The organism is Zobellia alginiliquefaciens (assembly GCF_029323795.1).
GTDB classification, from domain to species: domain Bacteria; phylum Bacteroidota; class Bacteroidia; order Flavobacteriales; family Flavobacteriaceae; genus Zobellia; species Zobellia alginiliquefaciens.
In genome coordinates, this window is the sequence record NZ_CP119758.1 from 3,987,277 (window position 1) to 4,011,800 (window position 24,524).

14 protein-coding genes are annotated in these 24,524 nt (G+C 36.0%); 6 read left to right on the top strand and 8 right to left on the bottom strand.

The features are described 5' to 3' along the window. Position 1: 1 nt before the first annotated feature. The 5 genes from P0077_RS16400 to P0077_RS16420 all read right to left on the bottom strand — a co-directional run bounded on the left by P0077_RS16400 (position 2) and on the right by P0077_RS16420 (position 6,111). The gene (locus P0077_RS16400) at positions 2–1,000 is read right to left on the bottom strand and encodes an SDR family oxidoreductase (protein ID WP_276166289.1); all 999 of its coding nucleotides are present in this window, start codon (positions 998–1,000) and stop codon (positions 2–4) included. A gap of 238 nt (positions 1,001–1,238) precedes the next feature. Then, positions 1,239–2,114: a hypothetical protein gene (locus tag P0077_RS16405; RefSeq protein ID WP_276166290.1), complete on the bottom strand. Its 876-nt coding sequence runs from the start codon at positions 2,112–2,114 to the stop codon at positions 1,239–1,241. A 6-nt stretch (positions 2,115–2,120) separates the two neighbouring features. Beyond that, on the bottom strand, positions 2,121–3,563 hold the full coding sequence (locus P0077_RS16410; RefSeq protein WP_276166291.1) for an MBOAT family O-acyltransferase: 1,443 nt from the start codon (positions 3,561–3,563) through the stop codon (positions 2,121–2,123). 137 nt (positions 3,564–3,700) lie between these two features. Further along, complete coding sequence (locus tag P0077_RS16415) at positions 3,701–4,717, bottom strand: NAD-dependent epimerase (RefSeq protein WP_276166292.1); 1,017 nt, start codon at positions 4,715–4,717, stop codon at positions 3,701–3,703. Beyond that, a complete protein-coding gene (locus P0077_RS16420) occupies positions 4,714–6,111 on the bottom strand; it encodes a nucleotide sugar dehydrogenase (RefSeq protein WP_276166293.1) in 1,398 nt (465 codons plus the stop codon). Before P0077_RS16420 ends, P0077_RS16415 begins: the two co-directional genes overlap by 4 nt. 399 nt (positions 6,112–6,510) lie before the next feature. Here P0077_RS16420 and P0077_RS16425 point away from each other — a divergent pair, with 399 nt between their 5' ends. From P0077_RS16425 to P0077_RS16450, 6 genes are all read left to right on the top strand, one after another. Beyond that, positions 6,511–7,497: a UDP-glucuronic acid decarboxylase family protein gene (locus tag P0077_RS16425; RefSeq protein WP_276166294.1), complete on the top strand. Its 987-nt coding sequence runs from the start codon at positions 6,511–6,513 to the stop codon at positions 7,495–7,497. Positions 7,498–7,925: 428 nt separating this feature from the next. Then, a complete protein-coding gene (locus tag P0077_RS16430; RefSeq protein WP_276169218.1) occupies positions 7,926–9,011 on the top strand; it encodes a DegT/DnrJ/EryC1/StrS family aminotransferase in 1,086 nt (361 codons plus the stop codon). Positions 9,012–9,015: 4 nt separating this feature from the next. Beyond that, entirely contained in the window at positions 9,016–10,947 is a 1,932-nt protein-coding gene (locus P0077_RS16435) for a polysaccharide biosynthesis protein (protein WP_276166295.1), read from the top strand. Between the two features lie 40 nt (positions 10,948–10,987). Further along, on the top strand, positions 10,988–11,788 hold the full coding sequence (locus P0077_RS16440) for a polysaccharide biosynthesis/export family protein (RefSeq protein ID WP_276166296.1): 801 nt from the start codon (positions 10,988–10,990) through the stop codon (positions 11,786–11,788). Positions 11,789–11,823: 35 nt separating this feature from the next. Beyond that, positions 11,824–14,208, top strand: coding sequence for a GumC family protein (locus tag P0077_RS16445; protein ID WP_276166297.1), 2,385 nt, complete (start codon positions 11,824–11,826; stop codon positions 14,206–14,208). A gap of 338 nt (positions 14,209–14,546) precedes the next feature. Further along, positions 14,547–20,675 carry a malectin domain-containing carbohydrate-binding protein gene (locus P0077_RS16450; RefSeq protein ID WP_276166298.1) on the top strand — a complete coding sequence of 2,043 codons (6,129 nt, stop codon included), beginning with the start codon at positions 14,547–14,549 and terminating at the stop codon, positions 20,673–20,675. Positions 20,676–20,762: 87 nt separating this feature from the next. On the opposite strand, the gene P0077_RS16455 is transcribed toward P0077_RS16450, so the two are convergent. From P0077_RS16455 to P0077_RS16465, 3 genes are all read right to left on the bottom strand, one after another. After that, positions 20,763–21,503, bottom strand: coding sequence for a tyrosine-protein phosphatase (locus P0077_RS16455; RefSeq protein ID WP_276166299.1), 741 nt, complete (start codon positions 21,501–21,503; stop codon positions 20,763–20,765). 196 nt (positions 21,504–21,699) lie between these two features. Continuing rightward, positions 21,700–23,931, bottom strand: coding sequence for a TonB-dependent receptor (locus tag P0077_RS16460; RefSeq protein WP_276166300.1), 2,232 nt, complete (start codon positions 23,929–23,931; stop codon positions 21,700–21,702). Positions 23,932–24,033: 102 nt separating this feature from the next. Then, positions 24,034–24,519, bottom strand: coding sequence for a hypothetical protein (locus P0077_RS16465; RefSeq protein ID WP_276166301.1), 486 nt, complete (start codon positions 24,517–24,519; stop codon positions 24,034–24,036). Positions 24,520–24,524 lie beyond the last annotated feature (5 nt).

The following is a 24,524-nucleotide window of genomic DNA, read 5'->3' on the forward strand; positions in this document are numbered from 1 at the left end:
TTTATTTTAAATTGTTCCAATACCAATCCATAGCCGACATTAGTCCTGCTTTTATATTGAACTGAGGGTTATAGCCTAGGTTTTTTCGGGCCTTGTCAATAGAGGCTAGAGAATGAGGTACATCTCCTTGCCTCTCAGGACCATAGGTTACTTGAATGTTCCCAATTTCAGAGTCGTACTTACTTAAGTATTGTTTTAATAGTTCTACTAGCTCCTTTAAATCCGTACGTTCGCCGTAGGCTGTATTGTAAACGGTGTTAAGAGCTTGCTTATTGTCAGCTAAAAGAGCTCTAACGTTCATTTCAACTACATTATCAATGTACGTAAAGTCTCTTGAAAAGCTCCCATCTCCATTAATAACGGGCGATTCATGATTCATGAGTTGCATGGTGAATTTTGGAATTACCGCGGCGTATGCGCCGTTAGGGTCCTGTCTTCTTCCAAAAACATTAAAATATCTAAGCCCTATGGTCTCAATTCCGTAAGTTTTTGAAAATACATCGGCATAAAGCTCATTCACATATTTTGTAATTGCATATGGCGATAATGGTTTACCGATAATGTCTTCCACTTTGGGCATCGACTTGGAGTCTCCATAAGTAGAGGAACTGGCAGCATACACAAAACGCTTAACTTTTGCGTTGCGAGCTGCAACCAACATATTTAAAAATCCGGAAACATTAACATCATTACTAGTAATTGGGTCATTTATGGAGCGTGGGACAGATCCTAATGCGGCTTGATGCAGTACATAATCTGTATTTTTACAAGCACTTTCACAAGTGCTTAGCTCACGAATATCTCCTTCAATTAAGGTGAAATTCTCGTTACTAAGAAAAGGTTTAATGTTTTTGCGTTTTCCTGTTGCAAAATTATCAAGACAAATAACCTTGTTACCATTTAATAAGAGGGTTTCGCATAGGTTAGAACCAATAAAACCGGCGCCTCCGGTTACTAAAATTGTGTATTTGGATGGGAAATTCAGTTTTTCGAGTGACATCGAATTTTGATTTAAAAAAATATTAACAATTAAAGTCGTCTTTAGTCAATTGGGGTGGTTAATAGGCTGCAAAGATGTGAAAAAAATGTCATGAAGGAAGTAATATTCTGTCAAAAGTCTATTTAAGGGATGAAAGGTGTAGTACATTCTGCCTATCTCTTAATTGTCAATAAAGTCCATTTCGAGAGTTTGTTAATGTCATGAAAAAAGAAAAGGATATGTTAGGGAAGGTATTTTGTTATTTTTTGGAGTTTAACAGCTCTTTTAAATAATTCGAGTAGATTTCGGCTCCGGTTTTATGAAGGTGAGATAAGTCTCTATAAGCAGATTCGGGAAAATCAAAACTTGAATGGTCCATCAGAGTTGTATTTGGAAGTTGATTCTTAGCAAAATCATAGTATCCTTTTTTTAAGGGTTCGTGTAATTTTTCAATTATAGGGTGTACAGGGGTGTTTATTAAAATTAAAGAAATGTTATTGGACTCGCAAAATTTGTATATTTCGATGAGGTACTTTATCTGATATTGAGAATACTCGTGAATTTCACCGATGTCTAAGGGTTTTATATATTTTTTAGCCTGTTTAAGTTTTCTCTCTGATAATGATTTGTAACCACCTAGGTAACTGTAGCCCTTGGACTTCATTCTTAGATTATGAAAAATAGTTTGTGGTGTACTTTTTAATGTAGCAATTGGATTAGCGGAAAGCAAGGTCCAATAATCTTTAAAATCAAGTAGAAAAAAATAATACCGTATTTGGGTATTAATTTTGCTTTCAGCATTCAACCAAGCATCCATATCTTTCTGAAGTATGCTGTAGGAATATCCAAGGATAACTGTGTCGATTTGTTTGTTGTGCTTGGTGATGTTTTTTAGTTTCAGGTAATCATAAAAATAAGCAGCACCACTCTGGGCAAGATTTTTTGTTTTTGGTATTAAAGAATCATTTATGGCGCATTCTGGATGAGAATTGCCGAGGATTAAGATATTTTTAAAGTCGGCTATTTTGAAATCAAATGAATTTCTCGCAATTGAAGCAGTGATTATGACTAAAAGCGCCATGCCAAAAAATGTAAATGTGCCAAACAGCAATATTCTATAAATAAAGTTTTTCATTTAATTTTAGAATTGAAAGTAAATAAATTCTTGTTGAGATCCGCCAAAAGAGAAAATCAGTATAATTAGTCCTAAATACATTCCCCACCTAACCGGGCGACTTGTTAATAGTCCATTACCGTAAATTTCAAGTCCGTGATTTTTTTCTCGTTGAAGCCATTCTATACCAATAAATAAAATTACTAAAACGATTGTGGTGGTGGGAAAAATTTCTGGATATGAAAAAAAAGATTTGTCAAAAATTCCTGTTAGATAACTAAAAGCATGAGTTACATTTTCTGCTCTAAAAAAAATCCATGCCAGTACGGTAATTATAAATGTGGTACTTATTTGAAATAGTTCCTTAATACTGGGTAAAGTATTATTTTCAGCTGCAATACCAAGATTTTGTCGATTTTTTCCTAATAACATTAGTGGTAAAAAGTATAAAGCGTTGAGTGCTCCCCATATAATAAACGTCCAATTGGCCCCGTGCCAAAAACCACTTACAAGAAATATAATGAATGTATTTCTAATCTTTGTCCAAGTGCCTCCTCGACTACCCCCAAGAGGAATATAAAGGTAGTCTCTAAACCAAGTAGACAATGAAATGTGCCATCTTCTCCAGAATTCTGCAATATCCCTGGAAAAATAAGGGAAAGCAAAATTTTTCATTAAATCAAAACCAAATAGACGTGAAGTTCCTATGGCAATATCTGAATAACCCGAGAAATCGCCATAAATTTGAAAAGTAAAGAAAAAGGCGCCTAGTAATAAACTACTTCCTGAAAATTGGTCAGAATTATTGAAAATTTGATTTGCGTATTGAGCACAGTTATCTGCAATGACAATTTTTTTAAAGAGCCCCCATAATATTTGACGTAAGCCATCAACGGCAAGCGCGTAATTAAATTTTCTTTTACTATAAAACTGTGGCAATAGATGGGTGGCGCGTTCAATGGGGCCAGCAACTAATTGTGGGAAAAAGCAAACAAATGCTGAAAATGCAATGAAATCTTTTGTGGGTTCAAGTTGTTTTCTATAGACATCTATAGTGTAACTCAATGTTTGAAAAGTATAGAAACTTATGCCCACCGGTAAAATGATGTTAAGAGTATTAGTGTTTAGGGTGTGTCCAAAAAGGGAAAAAGCAGATATGAAATTATCTAAGAAAAAATTATAATACTTAAAAAACCCTAGAAAACCCAAGTTTACACTGATACTGGTCCAAAGTAAAATTTTCCGTTTCAAATCGCTGTATTCGTTTGATAAAGCTACTCCTATTGAATAATCAACCAGAGTGCTAAAGGCAATTAAACTTAGAAATTTCCAATCCCACCAGCCATAAAAAAAATAACTAGCAACTACAATAAGAAAATTTTGTGCTTTGAGGTTTTTGTTGAAAACAAACCAATATAAAACGAAGACCACTGGTAGGAAAATTGCAAAATCTATAGAATTGAATAGCATACCTTTATATTGAAAACGGTGAAACCCTTTCTATTTAAACGTTAGGATTTTGTGTTTAATATATTTTCTGATAAACAAAAGACTCAATTAATATTGAGTCTTTTATATTAAATTACTTGAATATGGTTGTGTGGAATCTATTTTCCATAATATCCGTTGTACCAATCTACAAATTTCTGAACACCATCTGTAACCGAAGTATTGGGTTGGTATTCGTAATCTTGGATTAAATCATCAACATCTGCCCAAGTACGTTCTACATCACCTGGTTGCATGGGCATTAACTCTTTTTCGGCTTTTTGCCCCATACTAGATTCAATTGCCTCAATGAAATCATTAAGTTTTACGGCATTGTTGTTTCCTATGTTATAAATTTTGTACAATTCTCTATTTTCGGTAGATCCTGTCAAAATTCGAACAACTCCTTCTACAATATCATCTACATAGGTAAAGTCCCTTTCCATTTTTCCATGGTTAAACACTTTAATAGGCTTTCCATTAGCAATAGCATCTGTAAAAAGAAACAAGGCCATGTCCGGTCTGCCCCATGGACCGTAGACCGTAAAGAAACGTAAGCCCGTAGTTGGAATGTTAAATAGATGACTGTAGGTGTGTGCCATTAGTTCGTTGCTCTTTTTGCTTGCTGCATAAAGGCTTATTGGGTGGTCCACACTATCTGATGTTGAAAAAGGTATTTTTTCGTTCAAACCATAGACACTAGAACTACTGGCGTAAACTAGATGTTCTATTTTATTATGTCTGCAACATTCCAGTAGGTTCAAATAACCAACAACATTACTATCAATATAGGTTTCAGGGTTTTCTATACTGTAACGAACGCCGGCTTGAGCAGCTAAATTACAGACTCTGTCAATTTTTTCTTCTTTGAAAAGCTGGGGTAAGGCCTCTCTGTCTTCCAAATTCATGCGAACAAAAGAAAACTTGTTTCCATAGATAGAACTAAAAAATGATTTGTTAAAAATTTCGGCAGCGCTTTGAGCTATACCTAACTCTTTTAATCGGTTATATTTTAGATTTACATCGTAATAATCGTTGATGTTGTCTAAGCCAATAACTTCATGTCCTTGTTGAAGAAGTTTTTCGGAAAGGTGAAACCCTATAAAGCCAGCTGCGCCGGTGACAAGAATTTTCATGATTGTCCTATTTTATAATATTGGAAGCCTTTTGCTTCCATATCTTCTTTTGATAATAAACGACGACCATCAAATACAAATGCTGGTTTTAACATTTTTTCAAAAATGGTGTCCCAGTCGTAATTTTTAAACTCATCCCACTCGGTCAAAATGGCAATGGCATGTGCATCTTGAACAGCATCCATTGAATCCGTAACAACAGTTAGAAGTTTTCTGTTTTCTTCAGGCGATCGCGTATCCAAATAATCTAAATCTGCATAAATTCTTTCTGCGGATACTTTTGGATCGTAGACTACGATTTCTGCTTTTTCCTCTAGCAAGGCATCAGCTATATTAATGGCCGCAGATTCTCGAGTATCGTTTGTATCCTTCTTAAAAGCCCATCCGAAGAAAACTATTTTCTTACCGGAAACCGTATTATATAGAGTGGATATTATATTTTCTGCAAAACGTCTTTTTTGATAATCGTTCATGATAATCACCTGTTCCCAATAATCCGCAACTTCGGTTAGTCCAAAACTTCTTGAAATATAAACCAGGTTTAAAATATCTTTTTGAAAGCAAGATCCACCAAATCCTACAGAGGCGTTAAGGAACTTTGGTCCAATTCTACTATCAGTTCCGATTGCTCTTGAAACTTCTGCAACATTTGCATCTGTTCGCTCACATAAGGCCGAAATAGCATTTATGGAAGAAACTCTTTGCGCTAAAAACGCATTGGCAACTAATTTGGACAGTTCAGAAGACCAAACGTTGGTTTGTAGGATGCGTTCTTTTGGCAGCCAGTGAGCATAAATTGAACTTAAAGTGTCCTTGGCTTCTTGTCCCGAAGCGGTTTCATCACCACCTATAAGGACACGGTCTGCTTTTAATAAATCTTCAACTGCTGTTCCCTCCGCTAAAAATTCTGGATTTGAAAGTATCTCAAATTTAACCCCGTTACCTGTATTCTCTAGAATACTTTTTATTGCACTAGCAGTTCTTACTGGTAAAGTAGATTTTTCTACTACTATTTTATCACTCTTGGCTACTTTGGCAATATTACGGGCGCAAAGTTCTACAAACTTTAAATCTGCTGCTTGTCCCTTTCCCTTTCCGTAAGTCTTAGTAGGCGTGTTTACTGATATAAATATGATTTCGGCTTCGTCTATAGCCTTATCCACTTCGGTTGAGAAAAAAAGGTTTTTCCCTCTGGTTTTTTCTACAATTTCTTTAAGTCCCGGTTCGTAAACTGGTAAGTTGTCTAAGTCTGAATCGTTCCATTGGTCAATGCGCGATTGGTTAATATCCACAACGGTTACAGTTATTTCAGGGCACTGACTAGCAATAACGGACATGGTTGGTCCACCTACATATCCTGCACCAATGCAGCATATCTTATTTACTTTTTTCATGACTGGGTTCATTTTATTAGGTTGCAAAGATTACTAAATAACTCAAAACTACCTTGCATTTTTTCGGTTAAAAAGATTTATTTCAGGATTATGTGGTTAAATGAAGGCGAATTTAAAGATGTATTAATAATCATATGGTCTTTTGCAATAGCTTTCAAGCTTGTAATTACTGTAATATATAACTAGTCCGAAATTATATACGAAAGTTGTGTCGAATGGGACTATTTACCTTTTGTCTAAAAATATTAGAATTTCATAGTTTTTTAAAGGCAAATCATATTTAATCTAAGGCAATGTATTTATATTCGTGGAAATATTTTGACAATATTCACAAACCATTCTGGATTTTTTAGTGCAAAAGTGTAATGTACTTGTTTGTCAGGATGATAAATGTAAGAAATGAAGAAAATACTGATTACCGGGGCGGCAGGTTTCTTAGGGTCCCATTTGTGTGACCGTTTTATAAAAGAAGGTTATTACGTTGTTGCCATGGATAATCTTATTACAGGTGATTTGCGTAACATTGAACATTTGTTCAAGTTAGAAAATTTTGAATTCTACCATCATGATGTGACAAAATTTGTGAGCGTACCTGGTAAGCTGGACTATATTCTACATTTTGCCTCTCCTGCTAGTCCAATTGATTATTTGAAAATCCCAATCCAGACTTTAAAGGTAGGAGCTTTGGGAACACATAATCTTTTAGGTCTGGCAAAGGTGAAAAAGGCTAGAATTTTAATAGCATCTACTTCGGAGATATATGGGGATCCGTTGGTTCATCCTCAGACAGAAGAATATTATGGTAACGTAAATACGATTGGGCCAAGAGGAGTGTATGATGAAGCAAAAAGGTTTCAGGAGTCAATTACAATGGCCTATCATCGCTTCCATGGTTTAGAAACCAGAATTGTGCGTATTTTTAACACTTATGGTCCTAGAATGCGATTAAATGACGGAAGGGTAATTCCTGCATTTATAGGTCAAGCACTGAGAGGTGAAGATTTGACGGTATTTGGAGACGGAAGTCAAACCCGCTCCTTTTGTTATGTGGATGATGAGGTTGAAGGTATATATAGACTCTTGCTCAGTGATTACCCCATGCCGGTAAACATTGGTAACCCTCATGAGATTACGATTAAGGATTTTGCTGAGGAAATCGTTAAATTAACAGGTACAGATCAAAAAGTAATATATAAACCCTTGCCGCAAGATGACCCTATGCAAAGACAACCGGATATTTCCAAGGCCAAGGAAATTTTAGGGTGGGAACCCAAGGTGTCAAGGTCCGAAGGAATGAAAAAGACGTATGAGTACTTTAAGTCGCTTCCAGAAGAAGAGTTGTACAAAAAGGATCATAAGGATTTTAAAGATTATAATAGGATTTAATTTTTGAATATATAATTATAAGGAGCAATCGGAAAACAGATTAGCTCCTTTATTTTTTTATACGCAAATTGTTGGTATTAATGACGGTTTCTATGCATTTATTCGAATAGTTGGCATTAGAACAGAAAATCTATTTTTAGCTTTCTAACGTAGGTATGGAAGTTTAAGCTAAATAAAAGATGGTTAGCTGTGCAAGTGTTATTAACCGAATTTTTGAGGCTTACAACAAAATTAGTAAAGAGTTCAATGATTAGGGTTTAGTTTTGTATTCCGTAATCAAAAAGAACTTTTTAGTAATTTTTAGATTATATTTATATGTTTGGCCGATGATACTAAATTATTAAAGGCAACCCCCAAACGAAAAGAACTAAAACCAATTTTAATTGAAAACTATTACTAAAAATAAGATTTGGCTGTCTTCTCCGCATATGGGAGGGGGCGAACAAAGATATATTCAAGAAGCCTTTGATACCAATTGGGTGGCTCCATTGGGGCCTAATGTAGATAATTTCGAAAAATCTATTAGCGAGTTTGTTGGAGGTAATGTTTATGTTGCTGCGCTCAGTTCAGGAACGGCTGCTATCCATTTGGCTTTGGAATTACTAGGCGTCACCAGAGGTGATGAGGTTATTTGTCAAAGTTTCACTTTTTCTGCTTCCGCCAACCCGATCATGTATCTTGGTGCTACACCAATTTTTGTGGATAGTGAAAAGGATACATGGAATATCTCTCCAAAATTGCTGGAAGATGCTATCATGGATAGAATTGAAAAAGGTAAAAAACCTAAGGCAATTATAGCGGTCCACTTATATGGAATGCCATATAAGGTTGAAGCTATAGCTGAAATCTCAAAAAAATACGATATACCAGTTGTTGAAGATAGCGCTGAAGCTCTTGGCAGCAGTGTTAATAATCAAAAGTGCGGTACTTTTGGTGCAATAGGTATTTTGTCTTTTAATGGAAACAAAATTATAACAACTTCTGGCGGGGGCGCTTTAATCGCTAAAGAAGAAGCAATAAAGAAAAAAGCAGTATTCCTAGCTACTCAAGCAAGAGATGATGCACCACATTATCAACATTCATCCGTAGGTTATAACTATAGGATGAGTAATATTTTGGCAGGAATTGGCCGTGGTCAAATGGAGGTGCTTCAAAACCGTGTGGATCAGAGAAGGTCAAATTTCGAATTTTACAAAAAACATTTGGCACATCTTCCTGAAGTTGAATTTTTAGAAGAACAAAGTACCTATTATAGTAACAGATGGCTGTCTTGTATACTTACACCCTCTTTCGAAATAAGGGAAAAAATCCGTCTTGCTCTATTGGAAGACAATGTTGAATCAAGACCTTTATGGAAACCTATGCATTTGCAACCGGTTTTTACTGAATTCCCTCATTATTCTGATGGTACGTCCGAAGACCTTTTTAACCGAGGGCTATGTTTGCCTAGTGGCTCTAATCTTTCACAAAGTGACCTTGAAAGAGTGGTAGAGTTGATACTAACCAAAATTTAATCTGATGATAAAAGAATATCTAGTAAATAACGCTCATAAATACGCATCTAAATGGCTGGTTTTGGCTATAGATGTGGTGATGATAGCTATTTCTTTCGTGTTATCGTACATTATTAGGTTTAACCTTACGTTAGACTTTGATATTGATAAGCTTTTTGTTCAATTACCAATTATTTCATTGATAGCTTTGGCCTCTTTTATCTTTACCGGGTCTTATAAAGGGGTAGTTAGGCATACCGGTGTTAGGGATGTTTACAACATATTCAATGCCATTTGTCTCTCTAGTATTTTATTAATTTCAATGGTCCTTTTCAATCGTGAATTGGGGGTTTTTGAAAACTTCACAGTTCCGTTAGGGATTATAATTATACATAGTCTGTTGAGTTTTGTTGCACTTACCGCTTCTCGTTACGTCTTTAAATCGCTTTATACCAATTTTATGGCTCGAGATTTTAAGGTGAATAAAAACGTTTTGATTTTTGGAGCTGGAGAATCTGGAATATTGACCCAAAGCGCTCTTGTTAATCATACGAAGAGTAGAGTAAGGGTAGTTGGGTATATAGATGAAGACGATAAAAAAGTTGGGAAGCAAATAAATGGAGTAAAAGTATTTCACAAAGACATTCTTAATAGAGAATTCATTCTTAAAAATAGTATTTCCGAAGTAATTTTTTCAATTCAAAATATAGACCCTAAAAGTCTTAGTGTCTTGGTTGAAGGTTTGGTTGACTATCCTGTTCAGGTGAAAATTGTGCCACCGGTAGAACAGTGGATTAATGGAGAGTTGAAGGTTTCCCAAATCAAACAGATTCAAATTGAAGACCTTTTGGATAGAGCACCTATAAACATTAGAAATTCTAAAATATCCGAAGAGGTTAAGAATAAGGTTGTACTCGTTACAGGAGGCGCTGGATCTATTGGTAGTGAAATTGTACGTCAAGTATGTACGTATAATTACAAATCACTTATTGTAATAGATCAGTCAGAGTCGGCATTGTATGATTTACAACAAGAACTAAAACAAAATGGCTTTCATAACTTTATGCCTATTGTTGGAGATGTTAGAGATAAGAATAGGTTGAATAATCTTTTTCAGGAATATAAACCTAACGTAGTTTTTCATGCCGCTGCATACAAGCATGTGCCCTTAATGGAATATAATGCGTACGAAGCCATTAAAATAAATGTTGCAGGGACGAAGGTAGTAGCCGATTTGTCTATAGCGCATAACGTGGATAAATTTATATTTATATCTACGGATAAGGCGGTTAATCCTACAAACGTGATGGGGGCGACTAAGCGAATTGCAGAGATGTACATTAGTTGTATGCAACAGAGGGGGAAAACTAAATTTATTACAACCCGTTTTGGAAATGTATTAGGGTCTAATGGTTCTGTTATACCTCTTTTTAAGAAACAAATTGATAAAGGCGGCCCATTGACAGTTACTCATGAAAACGTTACTCGGTTTTTTATGACTATACCAGAAGCTTCTCAGCTTGTGTTAGAAGCTGGGGCAATGGGTGATGGTGGTGAAATTTTCATATTTGATATGGGAGAATCAGTAAAAATATTTGACTTGGCCAAGAATATGATTAAGCTTTCAGGACTTAAATATCCGGAAGATATTGATATCAAAATCACAGGTTTGCGTCCGGGTGAAAAATTATACGAAGAGTTGTTGGCAAATGGAGAAAATACTTTGCCTACTTACCATAAAAAAATAATGATAGGCAAAACCAGAGAACTTGATTATACTTTAGTTAGGTCGAAAATTGATGAGCTTTGTGTATCAAATATGTTCTTCAATGAAAGTACCGTGAGTTTAATGAAGGAGATTGTTCCTGAATTTATTTCCAATAATTCAGAACTATGTCTTCTAGATAAGAAGAAAGAAAGCAAGACTAAGAATCATCCGCTTAAAAAAGTCCTATAATTTTTTAATTTGTTATCATTGCATTAAAATTAGAAACACTATGTCCATTAAAAAAATGAGTTCAATCCATATTGTCAAGTCTTTAAAAAGTACATTTTTTCTTTTAATAATTTCAGTTGTTTTATTATCGTCATGTGCTACGAGACAAGAAGTAGTATATTTTCAGAATACGGGAGATTTTGAAACTTTAGTGGATAAGAATAGTTTTACTCCCAAATTTAAAATTGATGACTTAGTAAGTATTTATGTCTCAACATTAGATAGTGAGGCAAGTGCGCCCTTTAATTTATTTAGGGGAGGTTCTGAAGGTGGGATACGCCCTGAACAAGTAGACTATTTGATAGATAAAGAAGGTGAGATAGATTTTCCCGTTATTGGTAAGGTTAAAATTGCCGGACTTTCTGGTGAAGAGGTAAGAGTTTTGTTGCGGAATAAACTTTCAGATTATTTGAAAGATCCAATCATTAATATCAGGTTACGTAACTTTAGCGTATCGGTTTTAGGAGAAGTAAATAGACCAGGTACATATCCTGTAGATGGTGAGCGTATTACTATACTAGAAGCCTTAGGTCTGGCGAGTGATATGACTATAAAAGGTATGAGAGAAAATGTTATGGTCATTCGTGATTTTGATGGTACCAAGGTGTACACTAGAATAGACCTTACAAAAAAAGAAGCACTAAGTTCACCAGTATATTATCTTACGCAGAATGATGTAGTCTATGTAGAGCCAAATAAATCTGCTATTAATGCTTCATCTTTTGATAGCAGAGTTACAGTAGCAATATCTATAGCTTCGTTATTGATAACATCTACAGTGCTCTTGATTACAAGAAATTAATCACAAGATTTTCTACCTAATTAATATTAATATTAATGAGCATATCTACTCAGAATTCAATGTCTAATAATTCCTTTGATATAAAAGAAGTTTTAAATACTTATACGGTACATTTGAAGTGGTTTATATTGTCTGTAGTTGTTGCTTTAATTATAGCTTTTCTTTATATTAGATATTCTACACCGCAGTTTGCCGTTCAAACGCAGATTCAGATATTGGAAGATAAGACATCGGGCTCTGAGCTGGATGTTTTTCAAGATTTGAATCTATTGGGTGGAGGCAAGAATAAAGTAGAAGATGAGCTACAACTCATAAGTTCTCGATCTAATTTTATCAGAGTGGTTAAAGAGCTAAATTTAAACACTCAAATTTTAGTTCAAGGAAATATTAAGGAGACAGAGTTATATAAAAATCCTCCGGTTAATTTAAACTTTATTGCAGCCGACTCAATATTGAATCGAGCAAATTTAGATTTTTTTATAACCATTTCGTCCTCAACAACTTTTGGTTACACGGAAGAGGAGGATAAGCCAGTAAAAATATATGCCTTCGGTAAAAACATTCCTACACCCATAGGGGATATAGTTATTACTCCTAATGTTGGAGTTTTTGAAAGTTATAAAGATAAAAAGTTAAGGATTTCGGTAAAACCTATTGAAGATGTTGCACAAGGGTACCGTACACGAATTATAGTTAGTAATCCGGGTGAACTATCTAATATAGTTAATATTACCTTGGAAGACCCTATACGAGAGAAAGCAGCAAATATTCTTGATGCACTAGTACGTATATATAACGAAAATGCTATAAAGGATAAGCAGATTATTGCCGACCGGACTTCTAATTTTATTGATGAACGAATAGGTAATATTTCTTCTGATTTGGCTAGTGTAGATCAGTCAGCTCAGGATTTTAAAACAGAAAAAGGTGTTACCGATATTGCAGCGGAAGCGAATGTTAACTTAAATGTTGGTGTTGCCAATCAGCAGGAATTAGCAAATGCCCGAAATCAGCTTAACATGGCCGCGTCTATGCAGGAATTGGTCCAGCAGCAAGGTGGTTACGAGGTTTTGCCAACCAATATTGGGCTTTCAGACCCAACAATAGCAAGTACCACAGATCGCTATAATCAACTGGTTTTGGAACGTAAGCGGCTTCTTAAAAGTTCAAATGAGAAAAACCCGGTAATAGTTAACTTAGATCAACAAATTGCTGGTCTAAAAAGTAGTATGCAGTCTAGTTTAAGTAGCACTGTAAATAATCTTGGGCTTACGGTAAATTCTTTAAGTGGACAACAGGCACGGTTTAATTCTAAGATATATTCTTCACCGGCAAATGAACGGGCGTTGAGGGATATTACTAGGCAGCAGCAGACTACAGAATCTCTATATCTTTATCTTCTACAAAAAAGAGAGGAAGCACAAATTTCAGCAGCTTCCAGTTCGCCTAAATCTAAAATTGTAGATCAAGCCTACAGCATTAGTAAATTGCCGGTTTCTCCAAAAAAATCTATAATTTATCTGGCATCTTTTATTTTAGGCTTGCTTGTTCCGTTTAGTATAATTTATGCGAAGGATCTTTTAGATAATAAAGTGCATAATATGCATTCCTTGGAGAAATTGGTTAAGAACATACCAATCCTTGGGGAGCTTCCAAGATTAACAAAAAAGGATGAAAAGCTTGTAGTCAAAGAAGATAGGTCAGTGCTTGCGGAATCCCTTAGAATTATTCGTACCAATCTGGATTATTTGATTAAATCAAAGCAAGAGAAGTCTGGGAAGAATAATATTGTGTTTGTTACGTCTAGTGTCCCTGGTGAGGGTAAAACATTCCTTTCTACCAATTTATCTATGATATTGGCTAGCACCAATAAAAAAGTACTTTTAATAGGGGCTGATATTAGAAACCCTAAATTGTATACATTTTTCTCGGGTGGTAACATGGATAACATGCAGAAGCCTAACAGAAATAAAGATGCTGGTCTTACAGAATTTTTATACGACAATACTATTGCGATAAGAGATATCGTTAATCCTATGCTCGTGCATCGAAATACAATAGATGTTATTTACTCGGGTAGAATACCTCCTAACCCTGCGGAACTTTTGATGAGTGGAAGGATAAAAGAATTATTTACTCAAGTTTCTGAAACTTACGATTATGTAATTGTAGATACAGCACCTTTAATGGTTGTTACGGATACATTGCTTATTAGTGAGTATGCTGATCTTTTGCTGTATGTTACTAGAGCTGGAGTTACAGAGACAAACGCTGTAGATTACCCAATAAAACTTCAAGAAGAAGGAAAAATAAAAGGACTTTCCTTTGTTGTTAACGATGTAGATTCTTCTAATTTGGGTTATGGTGGAAAATATGGATATGGTTACGGAAAATCCCAGAAAAAGTGGTGGAAGTTTTAAAAATTTTCACTTTATAATACCCCTGAAGTAAAATTCAGGGTGTTTTCGGTAGTTGTGTAGCCATTATTGTGTGTGTCGCTATCCAAATTAGTATTTATTATAATAATCTTCCCCCTATAATTTAATTGATAGAACACTATATTCTAAGTAAACAGATGTAGTGGACAGTTCAGAGATACTCTAAGTTGATAACTTTATTAAGTCGGCTGGTTATTTGCCGAGTATCAATCCTGTTTTAACGAAAAGCAGTAGGGTATTTCCGTCTCAAACTGTTATTAGATTATATTTGTCACTGGTCTGCTAACACGCTAAATCCGGATACCAAACACTTAAGTAACATGAAAAAAAAATACTTTTTTAAACTAGTTTTCACATGTCTTACTATCTTTTTAGTGGGTCATAAAACTGTTACCGCACAATTAACCGATGAATTTGCGAAAGTTGATATCGTAACTGGATTGTCCAATGCAACCAACTTTAAATTTGCACCGGATGGCAGGATATTTATTCTAGATCGTTTCGGTGAAATCTTAATCTATAAACCAGATGAACAATTTACGGTAACGGCTGGGACATTACCTGTTTATCATGAACATGAAGATGGTTTAGTTGGTGTAGCAATCGATCCTGATTTTGAAAACAATAATAAAATTTATCTTCATTATGCACCAATAGATTTTGTAGGGTATAGGGTTTCAAGATTTAGTGTTGATGGGGATATGGTAGATTTCAGCTCTGAGGAAGTCATTATCCAGTGGAATACGTCTAGGTCTGCGTTATGGCATTCTGGCGGTGATATGGATTTTGATTCTCAAGGCAACCTTTATATAGCCACGGGGGATAACACCACTTATGGCAGCAAACTTTATTCACCACTTGATGAAGATGATTCTGACTTTAGTGCGGAGAAAGCTTCTTCTAATACGAATGATTTAAGGGGCAAAATATTAAGGATTAAACCTGGGCCAGGTACTACTTACACCATACCTACTGGGAATTTGTTTGCCGCTGGTACGCCGAATACCAAGCCGGAAATTTATGTAATGGGAGCAAGAAACCCTTATCGAATTTTTGTGGATAAAGAGCATAATGATTGGTTGTTTTGGGGAGAGGTGGGGCCTGATGGAAATGAAGCAGGAGAATTAGGTCCAGAAGGATTAGATGAAATCAATTTAACCAAGCAAGCAGGTAATTATGGTTGGCCCTATTTTTCTGGTATAGATAATGATCCATACCAAATTTCATATGCCAATCCAAAGTATTATAATAATCCAGCGGCACCTGAGAATATTTCAAAATGGAACACAGGGGCAACGGTACTACCCTCGGCTCAAGAAGCCTGGATTGAAAAATTTCATAAATGTTATTTAGCAGGTTTTAGATACAATTATGTTAACGACGAATTGTTAGATCAACAACGTCTACCAGCTGAATTTGATGGACTTTTCTTTTACTTTGATTTTAACACAAGCCGTATTTGGGCAGTAGAAATGGGGGGTGATGGTACAATTATTTCCGAAGAAATGCTTTCGGACGAGGTTTTCCCGGGTTCCGGAAATAGTAAAGATGGGTATATTGATATGGAATTAGGCCCCGATGGAAAAATGTACATTTTGGCCTATGGTGCGGGCTGTTGTCCTCAGGACATTCCGGAAGGCATAGGTAGACTTATTCAAGTTAATTATACCGGTATTACTACAAATTCCCCACCTTCTGTAGTTATGGGAGCTGATGTTACTTATGGTCCTTTGCCGTTAACGGTCAATTTTACAGGAGATCAGACGACAGACCCTAATGGAGATTCCCCATTGAGCTATGCTTGGGACATAGATATAGATGGTACGGTTGATTATACTACACCTAATATTTCTCATACTTACACTACCAAAGGAACGTATTCGGCACAACTTAAGGTTACGGATCCTGAAGGGGCTATTGGTGCTAAAACAATAAAAATTTATGCGGGTAATACCCCTACGGAATTTAATTTTAATTCGCCTGTAGACGGTGGTTTTTTTAATTGGAACGATGATGTAGATTTTGATTTGGTGGCCAATGATGCAGAAGACGGTATTATTTCTTGTGAGGACGTTAATGTGGTACCATCCTTGGGACATGAAAACCACTTTCACGATATAGGGACCTTGGATGCGTGTATATCAACTCTTACCTTGGATGATGGAGATCATCAAATAGACGGGGCGATGGATATATACTACGTTTTGAACGCGAATTATACGGATAGCGATGGCCTTATATCTAGAGGTCAGATTCGGGTACATCCAAAAAGGAGGGAAGCTGAGTATTTTGATACTCAAAGTGGTGTGACGATTATCCCGAATACGTATGAATTAGAAGGTGCTAAGGATGCTATACAGGTAGATAACAATTCTTATATATCTTTTGAAGGACGTAATTTGATGAATATGAATGCCGTTAAATACTTAGTGGCATCGGACAATTCTGGTAGTACTATTGAGCTTAGATTGGACAGTCCTACAGGAAACGTGGTAACAACTACGACTATACCTTCAACCGGAGGGAATGATAATTGGTTACATGTGCAAACTCCAATAAATAGTGTTCCTACAGGAAAACATGATTTATATTTTGTTTTTAAGAACGCTAGTTCTTCACAGGATATCTTCAGGTTGAATTATGTTGAATTTTTAGGTGACGGAGTTTCAGAAGATAAAACCCCTCCTGAAGTTCATAGTGTGCAACCTGATGGAAACAATGTTTTGAAGGTGAAATTTTCTGAATATGTGAACGAAGGTACAGCTGAAAACTTATCGAACTATTCGATTAGTAATGGTATAACTGTTCAAAGTGCAGAACTTCAGCCTGATGGGCTCACAGTGTTTCTTACGACCTCTCTTTTAAGCGCCGATGTTGATTACAGTCTCAGTATTTCCAATGTTCAAAACATTAGTGGTGTTTCTATGGCAGCTAAGAGTTTCTCGTTCTTTGTTTTTGAGGAAATTAGAATCAATGCAGGCGGAGATCAGATTACCGGTCCCGAAGGAGAAATCTTCAAAGAAGATGAGTATTTTAATTCAGGGAGCGAATATGGTAAAACTGTAGACATAGTAGGAACGGATGATGATGAATTGTATCAATCAGAACGTTATACTAATAATAAAGGTTCTTTTGAATACCAAATTCCAGTAGCTCTATCTGGGGAGTATGATATTAGGCTACATTTTGCTGAAATATTCTTTGGAGTAGATGAAAATCAACTTGATAAAGGGCCTGGTGCTCGTGTTTTTAATGTCGTTATTGAAGGCAACGAGGTTTTATCCAACTTTGATATACTTTCCGAAACAGACCCGGCAACAGCTTTGGTCAAGGAGTTTGACAATATTACGATTACTGATGGCTTTGCGAGTATATTCTTTAATGGTGTTGTACAAAGTCCAAAAGTAAATGGTATAGAAATCTTATCAAAGGACACTTTTGAAGGGGGAACGGCAACAAATGCCAAAATAACTATTACGTCACCTTCAAATGGATGGGATGTTAACAAATCTTTTGAAGTGGCTTTTAGGGTAGATAATTGGGTTATTAATGAAGATGATACTCATATTCATTATTACGTAGATGGTGACCTAATAGATAAATACTATGGATATGACCCTATCCCGTTTACTGATTTAGCTGACGGAGAACATACCATTAGAATAGAATTATTTAATGCTGATCATACGGGTACTGGTATTTATGACGAAGTAGTAGTAAATGTTACAGGGTTAATAACTTGTAATGAAACTCCATTTCCTGAATCGTGGGTTGTGCATGAATTTGATCCAAATCCTTATACAGTGGTCTATACCTTTGCTGATGACGATTTAGATGGCGATGGACTTAAGGATATTGTTACCGGAGGATGGTGGTATAAAAACCCAGGGACGGCTTCTGGAAATTGGGAAAAAAATACTGTAGGAGATAGTTTTAAAAACGTAGCTCATGTTTATGATTTTGATGATGACGGCGATATGGATCTTTTGGGTACCACTGGAGAGTATACAGGAGCTCAATTAGTATGGGCCCAAAATGACGGGAATGGTAATTTTACGGTTTATGAAAACATACCGGCAGGAGATACGGATTATTATGAGCCCTTCTTAGCAGGTATTGCTGGAGGTGTATTTGATAATACAGGTACGTATAGAATGGCAATAAATTGGAACGGGGCCGAATCAACTGGGTCACCCATTCAAATGCTTACACCTCCGAATAAAAATAATATAACCACCCAAACATGGGATTTAACCGACATTAGTAATGATTCTTCAGGAGAGGATATACAAGCGGGGGATATAGATCAAGATGGTGATTTGGATTTATTTCAAGGAGTCAATTGGTTGCGAAACAATGGCAGCCTAAATTTTGAGAAGTTTGAAACGGGCGTAAACGATGCATATTCTACAACTGCTGACCGCGCACAGTTGGCTGATTTTGACCGCGATGGTGATTTAGATGCGGTGGTAGGACAGTTAAGTTTAGGTAGTGGCGGTGATGGTACAGGGCCTAAAACTGTGTTCGCTTGGTTTGAAGCGCCTTCTGACCCAACACAGTTATGGATACGACACGACTTGGATAGTGAAGTAAATGGTAGTTTAAGTGTATTCGCAATAGATATAGATTTTGATGGAGATCAGGATATAGTTGTTGGAGAATGGAGAGATAATTACCGTTTGATTGCTTTTGAAAATGATCTCTGTGGTTCTGGGCAATTTAATAAGATTATTTTGGATGATGGTGCATTAGGGTATGAACATCATGATGGTGCTAGAGTTGTAGATATTGATGCTGATGGGGATTTAGATGTAGTATCCAATGGATGGTTAAAACATAAAGTTCTAAGAATATACGAGAATACAACTCCATTATTATTAGATGATAGGCCCATAGCAGATGCAGGTTCGGATAAAATTATTTCAACAACTAGCGTGACCCTTGTGGGGTCGGGAAGTGATCCTGATGGCGGTGCAATTGTATCATATGAGTGGTCTCAGGAAAGTGGTCCCAATGTGGCAACTTTAAGTGGTGTTACTACAACAGAATTAACAGCTACGAACCTTGTTGACGGTTTATATGTATTTCGTTTAACTGTCACCGATGAAGAAGACGAGACCGGTTTTGATACCGTTTCGGTAACTAAATCTAGCACCTCTACTATTACCAGAATTAACAGTGGTGGTACTAATTTCATTTATGATGGGGTAAGTTGGGCTTCGGATCAATACTCTAATGGCGGCTCTGTTTTAACTAATTCCATTGAAATAGCTAATACAGAAAATGATGCGTTGTATCAAACAGAGCGTTATAGAACTCAAGGAGACTTAACATATGAAATTCCAGTAGCTAATGGTGAGCATAGTGTAAATCTCCATTTTGCTGAAATTTATTATGGCGTACCTGGTGATGGTTCTGCAGGTGGTGTAGGCTCACGGGTTTTTAATATTGATATTGAAGGTCAAAAGCAAATAGAAAATTATGATATAGTAGTAGCTGCGGGTGGATCAGCAACTGCAGTAATAGAAGCATTTAACGGTATTAATGTATTAGATGGTAGCTTAACAATAACTTTAACACCTGTTACGGAGTTTCCAAAAATTTCTGGGATAGAAATTATCGAACCGGTTGTTGAAGGTGCTCCAACTGTAGATGCAGGGGAGGATCAAATGATAACTTTTCCAAATAATAGTACTGTTATTTCAGGTTCAGGGTCTGATTCTGATGGTGGAACGGTAACTTTTGTTTGGACACAGGAGAGTGGACCAAATTCAGCTACGTTAAATGGCGAAACAACAGCGGAACTTTCAGTGACAAATATGGAAGAAGGGGTCTATGTATTTAGATTGACTGTCACCGATGATGAGAATGAAGTAGTTTTTGACGATGTTCAAGTTACAGTAGTACCTGAAAATGGCTTATTGGCTATAGCGGAAGTAGGCTCTACTGAGGGAAGTGCGCCACTTGAGGTGACATTTACTGGTAGTAATTCATTAGGTGATATTGAAACTTATTTTTGGGATTTTGATAATGGAAATACTTCTGACGAGGCGGACAGTGCAACTACATTTTTGGAAAATGGAACTTACGAGGTAGTGCTGACCGTGAGTAGTGTTGGTGGAGAATCTCATTCAGATACGGTAATTGTTACCATTTCAGAAACGATTGAAGGTGAGAAGATGGGCTTTATTTTAGAAAAGAACCCAGTTAGAGAGGGTGTAGCAACCATACGTATTTTAAATCAGCCAGAAGACTTCATGATGTTGGGCATTAACCTACATGATCAACAAGGACGTTTGATCACGGGTATAAGTGCTGAGGAGATTGTAGTTTTAGGAAATGATACGTATCAAGTTCCTGTTTATCTTTTGGAAGATGGTATATATTTTGTTAACATTGCCAACAACATGGGAGATACAGTTATTATGAAGTTATTGATACAAAACTAATAGTATATAATATTAGGATTTCGAATGAGAAATGCCGCTGTTTCAGCGGCATTTTTTATATTCTAATTTTACGAAACTCTCCTGATTTTAATAAAAAGTCTGAATTGTATTATTTAGTATTGGTAAGAGTTGTTCAACCATTTTTTTGGAAAGTGTAAGCTTTTTCAAAGCTTCTAATTGGGTCATGGTATGAATATCAGAAGCTACATAATCTATCAAGCCATTTTCTAAAAGTTCTTGAGCTACTTTTGGCACTTCCTTTCCATAATATTCGCTAAGTGATAATAGATTCATTTGAAAAGAGATGCCATTATCTTTGTACTCACGGTACCTTTTCTTTCTATGGTGTAAAAAACCATATCTCTCTGGATGTGCCAAAATAGGGAAAAACCGCTTTGAAGCTGTTTTTATAATAGCATCATCAAAATTTATTGGGGGTTGTAAATATGACATTTCTACAAGTAGATAGTCTTTTCGCAATGGCATCACCCCGTTACTATCCAATAAATGTTCAAAATTATCATCTATCATATGTTCGGCAGAGGCCTCTATTGAAACATCCTTCAGTCCATTTTTTAATAGGGCATTCTTTAACTCCGTTAACGCAGCACTGATGGTTTCTCTAGTATTGGGGTAGTAGTTAGACATTATATGAGGTGTGGCAATAAAATGCGTAACCCCAAACTCAGAAAAAGCTTTAATAAGCGCAATAGATTCATCTACTGTTTTTGCTCCATCATCAATACCGGGTAATATGTGGTTGTGAACGTCAATAAATCCATCTAGATAATCGACTAAAAATTTTTTCTTATTAAAAAAGTGAAACATTTACTGTGGTTTCGTTAGTAACTTAAGAAGTATAACGGTCAATACGTTATTTATGATGTTTGTTTTGTACAATGCAAAGATAAGTTAGAACCACTACAATTGTAACAATTCTTATCAACTTTGATTTATCTCGAGAAATAAAAAAGGGATACGACCAATTTGTCATATCCCTGATTGTATTAAGTTAATTTGGTATTTAGAAATTAACTGATATTTTGCCTCTTAAATAAAAAGGAATACCTGGTGTAAAATGGATTTCCTCTGTTGGTTCTGTTTCATTGAACAATCTACTTTCCGTGGCAAATTGGGTTTCGTTCCATTCCGTGTCAAAAAGGTTTTCGACGATAACACCCAATGTCCAATTCTTAATGGAGTAGTTCAAATTTAAATCCGTTACAAAGTAACCTTCTGCAACTATAGAATTATCTTCATTGGCAGCTCTGTCTTTAACGTATTTGTAATTGATTCCTCCTGAGAAATTTCCAACGTCTAAAAAGGAAAGTCCTGCAGAGGAAGTCAAGTCCGGTGCTAGCGGAATTAAATCTTGTCCGTCAGGTTCATCGGTACTTCTAGCATAGGTGTAGTTGACATCTCCGTTGGCGTATAGCCAATCGTTAATTTGATATCGTAGTCCAAAATCAACACCAAGTCTTCGGGTTTTTCCACTGGGTTCAACTATTCCGGCATCACCAACGTATACAAATTCTTGGTCTAAAAATAGTGTCCATAAGGCAGCGTTAACAACCAGTTTGTCTATGGGTTTGTAGATAGCGCCTAAGTCCGCTCCATAAGCAAGAGGAAGAATTTCTTTACCGTTATTAGCGGTTACTACCCTTGTATCATTTGAATGATATCCAATACCTGATTTCGCAAAGAGTTGTAAGTTGGAAGTTGCGGCATAGATTATATTAAGTTTAGGACCTAGAAAAAGCTTGTTTTCACTTTTACTATCATAAGTTTCGGTCAGTTTATCTACATAATCAAACTTAAAATAATCCAATCTTAATCCGGTATTCAACGTCCATTTTTTCTTTTTGTAGGTGACATCAAAAAAGCCATAGGCATTTAATTCATCTACATTACCGTAAGCGAGGCGTTCTAATAATTCTTGCCTGTTTTTGGTATGCGATAATTGAACATCGTTCACATCATCATATCTAAATCCTATTCCAGTTTCATATTTTAGCTGAGAATCATGGTCACCTACGTGAATGGAATGTTCATAGCTAGTTTCCGCACCAATAATGGTTCGGTCTTCAAATTGTCTTATTTGATCTCCATTTACAGGGTCATCTAAGAAAAAAGTAAAATTAGAAAAGAGTTCAAAGTCATACTTGGTCAAATACGCTTTTGATTTAACCCTAGAGTGCTCGTCTAGCTGTTTTGTATGGTTTAGTAGGATATTACTTCTACTTGTATTACCTCCTTCTGTATCATCAATTGCACCGAACCTACCAATAAGACCGGCATCTATGGCACGTTGGGGAACTTGACCAGAAGCGTCCCATTTGCTTTGAAAATGAGAAAGCGTAATGCTTAAATCTTGATCTTCTCGATTATTGAACGTATACCGACCCATGATGTTAATTCGATTAAAATCCTGAGAAGAATCGAACGGACCATCGGTTAACACCAATTCTGTAGCTAAGTAGGCATTACTGAAATCGCTTTCGGCAACTTTAAACATTCCTAATGTACGTAGGGTATTGAACTGACCAACTTCGGCAGAAATCAAATTTTTGTCTAATTTCCTTTTAGTCTTTAAATCGATATACCCCGCTGTGTTGAAATTTCCTTTGTTGGCGTAATAGGGGCCTTTTCCAAAGTCAATATTATCAATGGTTTCAGGAATAATAAAATGCATGTCCGAATATCCTTGTCCGTGCGCATGAGAAACCATATTTACAGGAAGCCCATCAACATTGATTGCCAAATCGGTACCATGGTCAATATCGAATCCTCTTAAAAAAATCTGCTCGGCTTTTCCGCCACCAGCATGCTGACCGATAATTAGGCCAGGAACTTTACGTAAAATTTCCTGTGAAGATTTTACGGGGTTGGCCTTAACATCCACATTTACAAAGTTGCTTAAGGCATTAACTTTGGAAACCAATACCACTTGCTCTAATGAAACGGCAGATTCTATTAGGGTTATATTTATTTTGCCATCCAAAAGTTCTTCGGAAATGGTAATTTGATGGTTCTTGTACCCCAGACTGTAAAAGTAAATAGCATCTCCTACGGAGATATCGTCAAGTTCAAAATAACCGGATACATTTGTATAGGTATAGCCGCCAGTGGTTTTATTGTAAACACCAACACCTTCTAGGGCTACTTGGTCTTCGTTTGTTACAGTACCGCTTAAATCATGCGCTCTTATGCCTATGGCGAAAGAAAAGAGTACTATGAATGTAATATATGTTTTCATTGTAAATAGATTGATAGTTATTGCACACGTGCTTATTTACCCATGTGGGTATTATTTAAGCGTAATGCTAAATCGCTAATTAAAAAAATAGGCGTTTACGCCTTAAATGGAAAAAGGGGAGTTTGCGTACCGAGGAGGCTCTTCTAGGATGAAGTAATATCCTAATTTTAGGTTGCCATCCACGGTTTTGAAGTTTTCCTGTGAATCTACGGATGCCAAGATATTGAAGTGAAAATTATTCGTTGTAATATGTTTGTCAAATTTGAAATCTGTCAGTAATGTGTCTTCAGGGGAATTTTTGCTGTCCGTACCATCAAAAATTGTATCTAATATTTTAATAATTTTATGTTCGTGAGTGCTATCCGTACTCCTGTGATTATGAGAGTGATGGGTGTCATTTTCGTAAGAGAATGGAGTATGCTCCATTACGGTATTTGGCATTTCTAAAACATGGGAAACTTCATGAAAGATGCTACTGATTTGTTGATGTAAGGGGTTAAAAACATAACAAAGGGCAATTACAAGGGCCATAAACTTTATAAGCTCTAGTCTAGCATAATTGCTGAAATGTTCTTTTTTAAGCTGCATACAAT

Coding starts and splice junctions, on each gene's coding strand:
- P0077_RS16435 (WP_276166295.1), top strand. CDS start 9,016: ATGATAAAAGAATATCTAGTAAATAACGCTCATAAATACGCATCTAAA.
- P0077_RS16415 (WP_276166292.1), bottom strand. CDS start 4,717: ATGAAAATTCTTGTCACCGGCGCAGCTGGCTTTATAGGGTTTCACCTT.
- P0077_RS16450 (WP_276166298.1), top strand. CDS start 14,547: ATGAAAAAAAAATACTTTTTTAAACTAGTTTTCACATGTCTTACTATC.
- P0077_RS16465 (WP_276166301.1), bottom strand. CDS start 24,519: ATGCAGCTTAAAAAAGAACATTTCAGCAATTATGCTAGACTAGAGCTT.
- P0077_RS16405 (WP_276166290.1), bottom strand. CDS start 2,114: ATGAAAAACTTTATTTATAGAATATTGCTGTTTGGCACATTTACATTT.
- P0077_RS16400 (WP_276166289.1), bottom strand. CDS start 1,000: ATGTCACTCGAAAAACTGAATTTCCCATCCAAATACACAATTTTAGTA.
- P0077_RS16455 (WP_276166299.1), bottom strand. CDS start 21,503: ATGTTTCACTTTTTTAATAAGAAAAAATTTTTAGTCGATTATCTAGAT.
- P0077_RS16430 (WP_276169218.1), top strand. CDS start 7,926: ATGGGAGGGGGCGAACAAAGATATATTCAAGAAGCCTTTGATACCAAT.
- P0077_RS16420 (WP_276166293.1), bottom strand. CDS start 6,111: ATGAAAAAAGTAAATAAGATATGCTGCATTGGTGCAGGATATGTAGGT.
- P0077_RS16440 (WP_276166296.1), top strand. CDS start 10,988: ATGTCCATTAAAAAAATGAGTTCAATCCATATTGTCAAGTCTTTAAAA.
- P0077_RS16425 (WP_276166294.1), top strand. CDS start 6,511: ATGAAGAAAATACTGATTACCGGGGCGGCAGGTTTCTTAGGGTCCCAT.
- P0077_RS16460 (WP_276166300.1), bottom strand. CDS start 23,931: ATGAAAACATATATTACATTCATAGTACTCTTTTCTTTCGCCATAGGC.
- P0077_RS16445 (WP_276166297.1), top strand. CDS start 11,824: ATGAGCATATCTACTCAGAATTCAATGTCTAATAATTCCTTTGATATA.
- P0077_RS16410 (WP_276166291.1), bottom strand. CDS start 3,563: ATGCTATTCAATTCTATAGATTTTGCAATTTTCCTACCAGTGGTCTTC.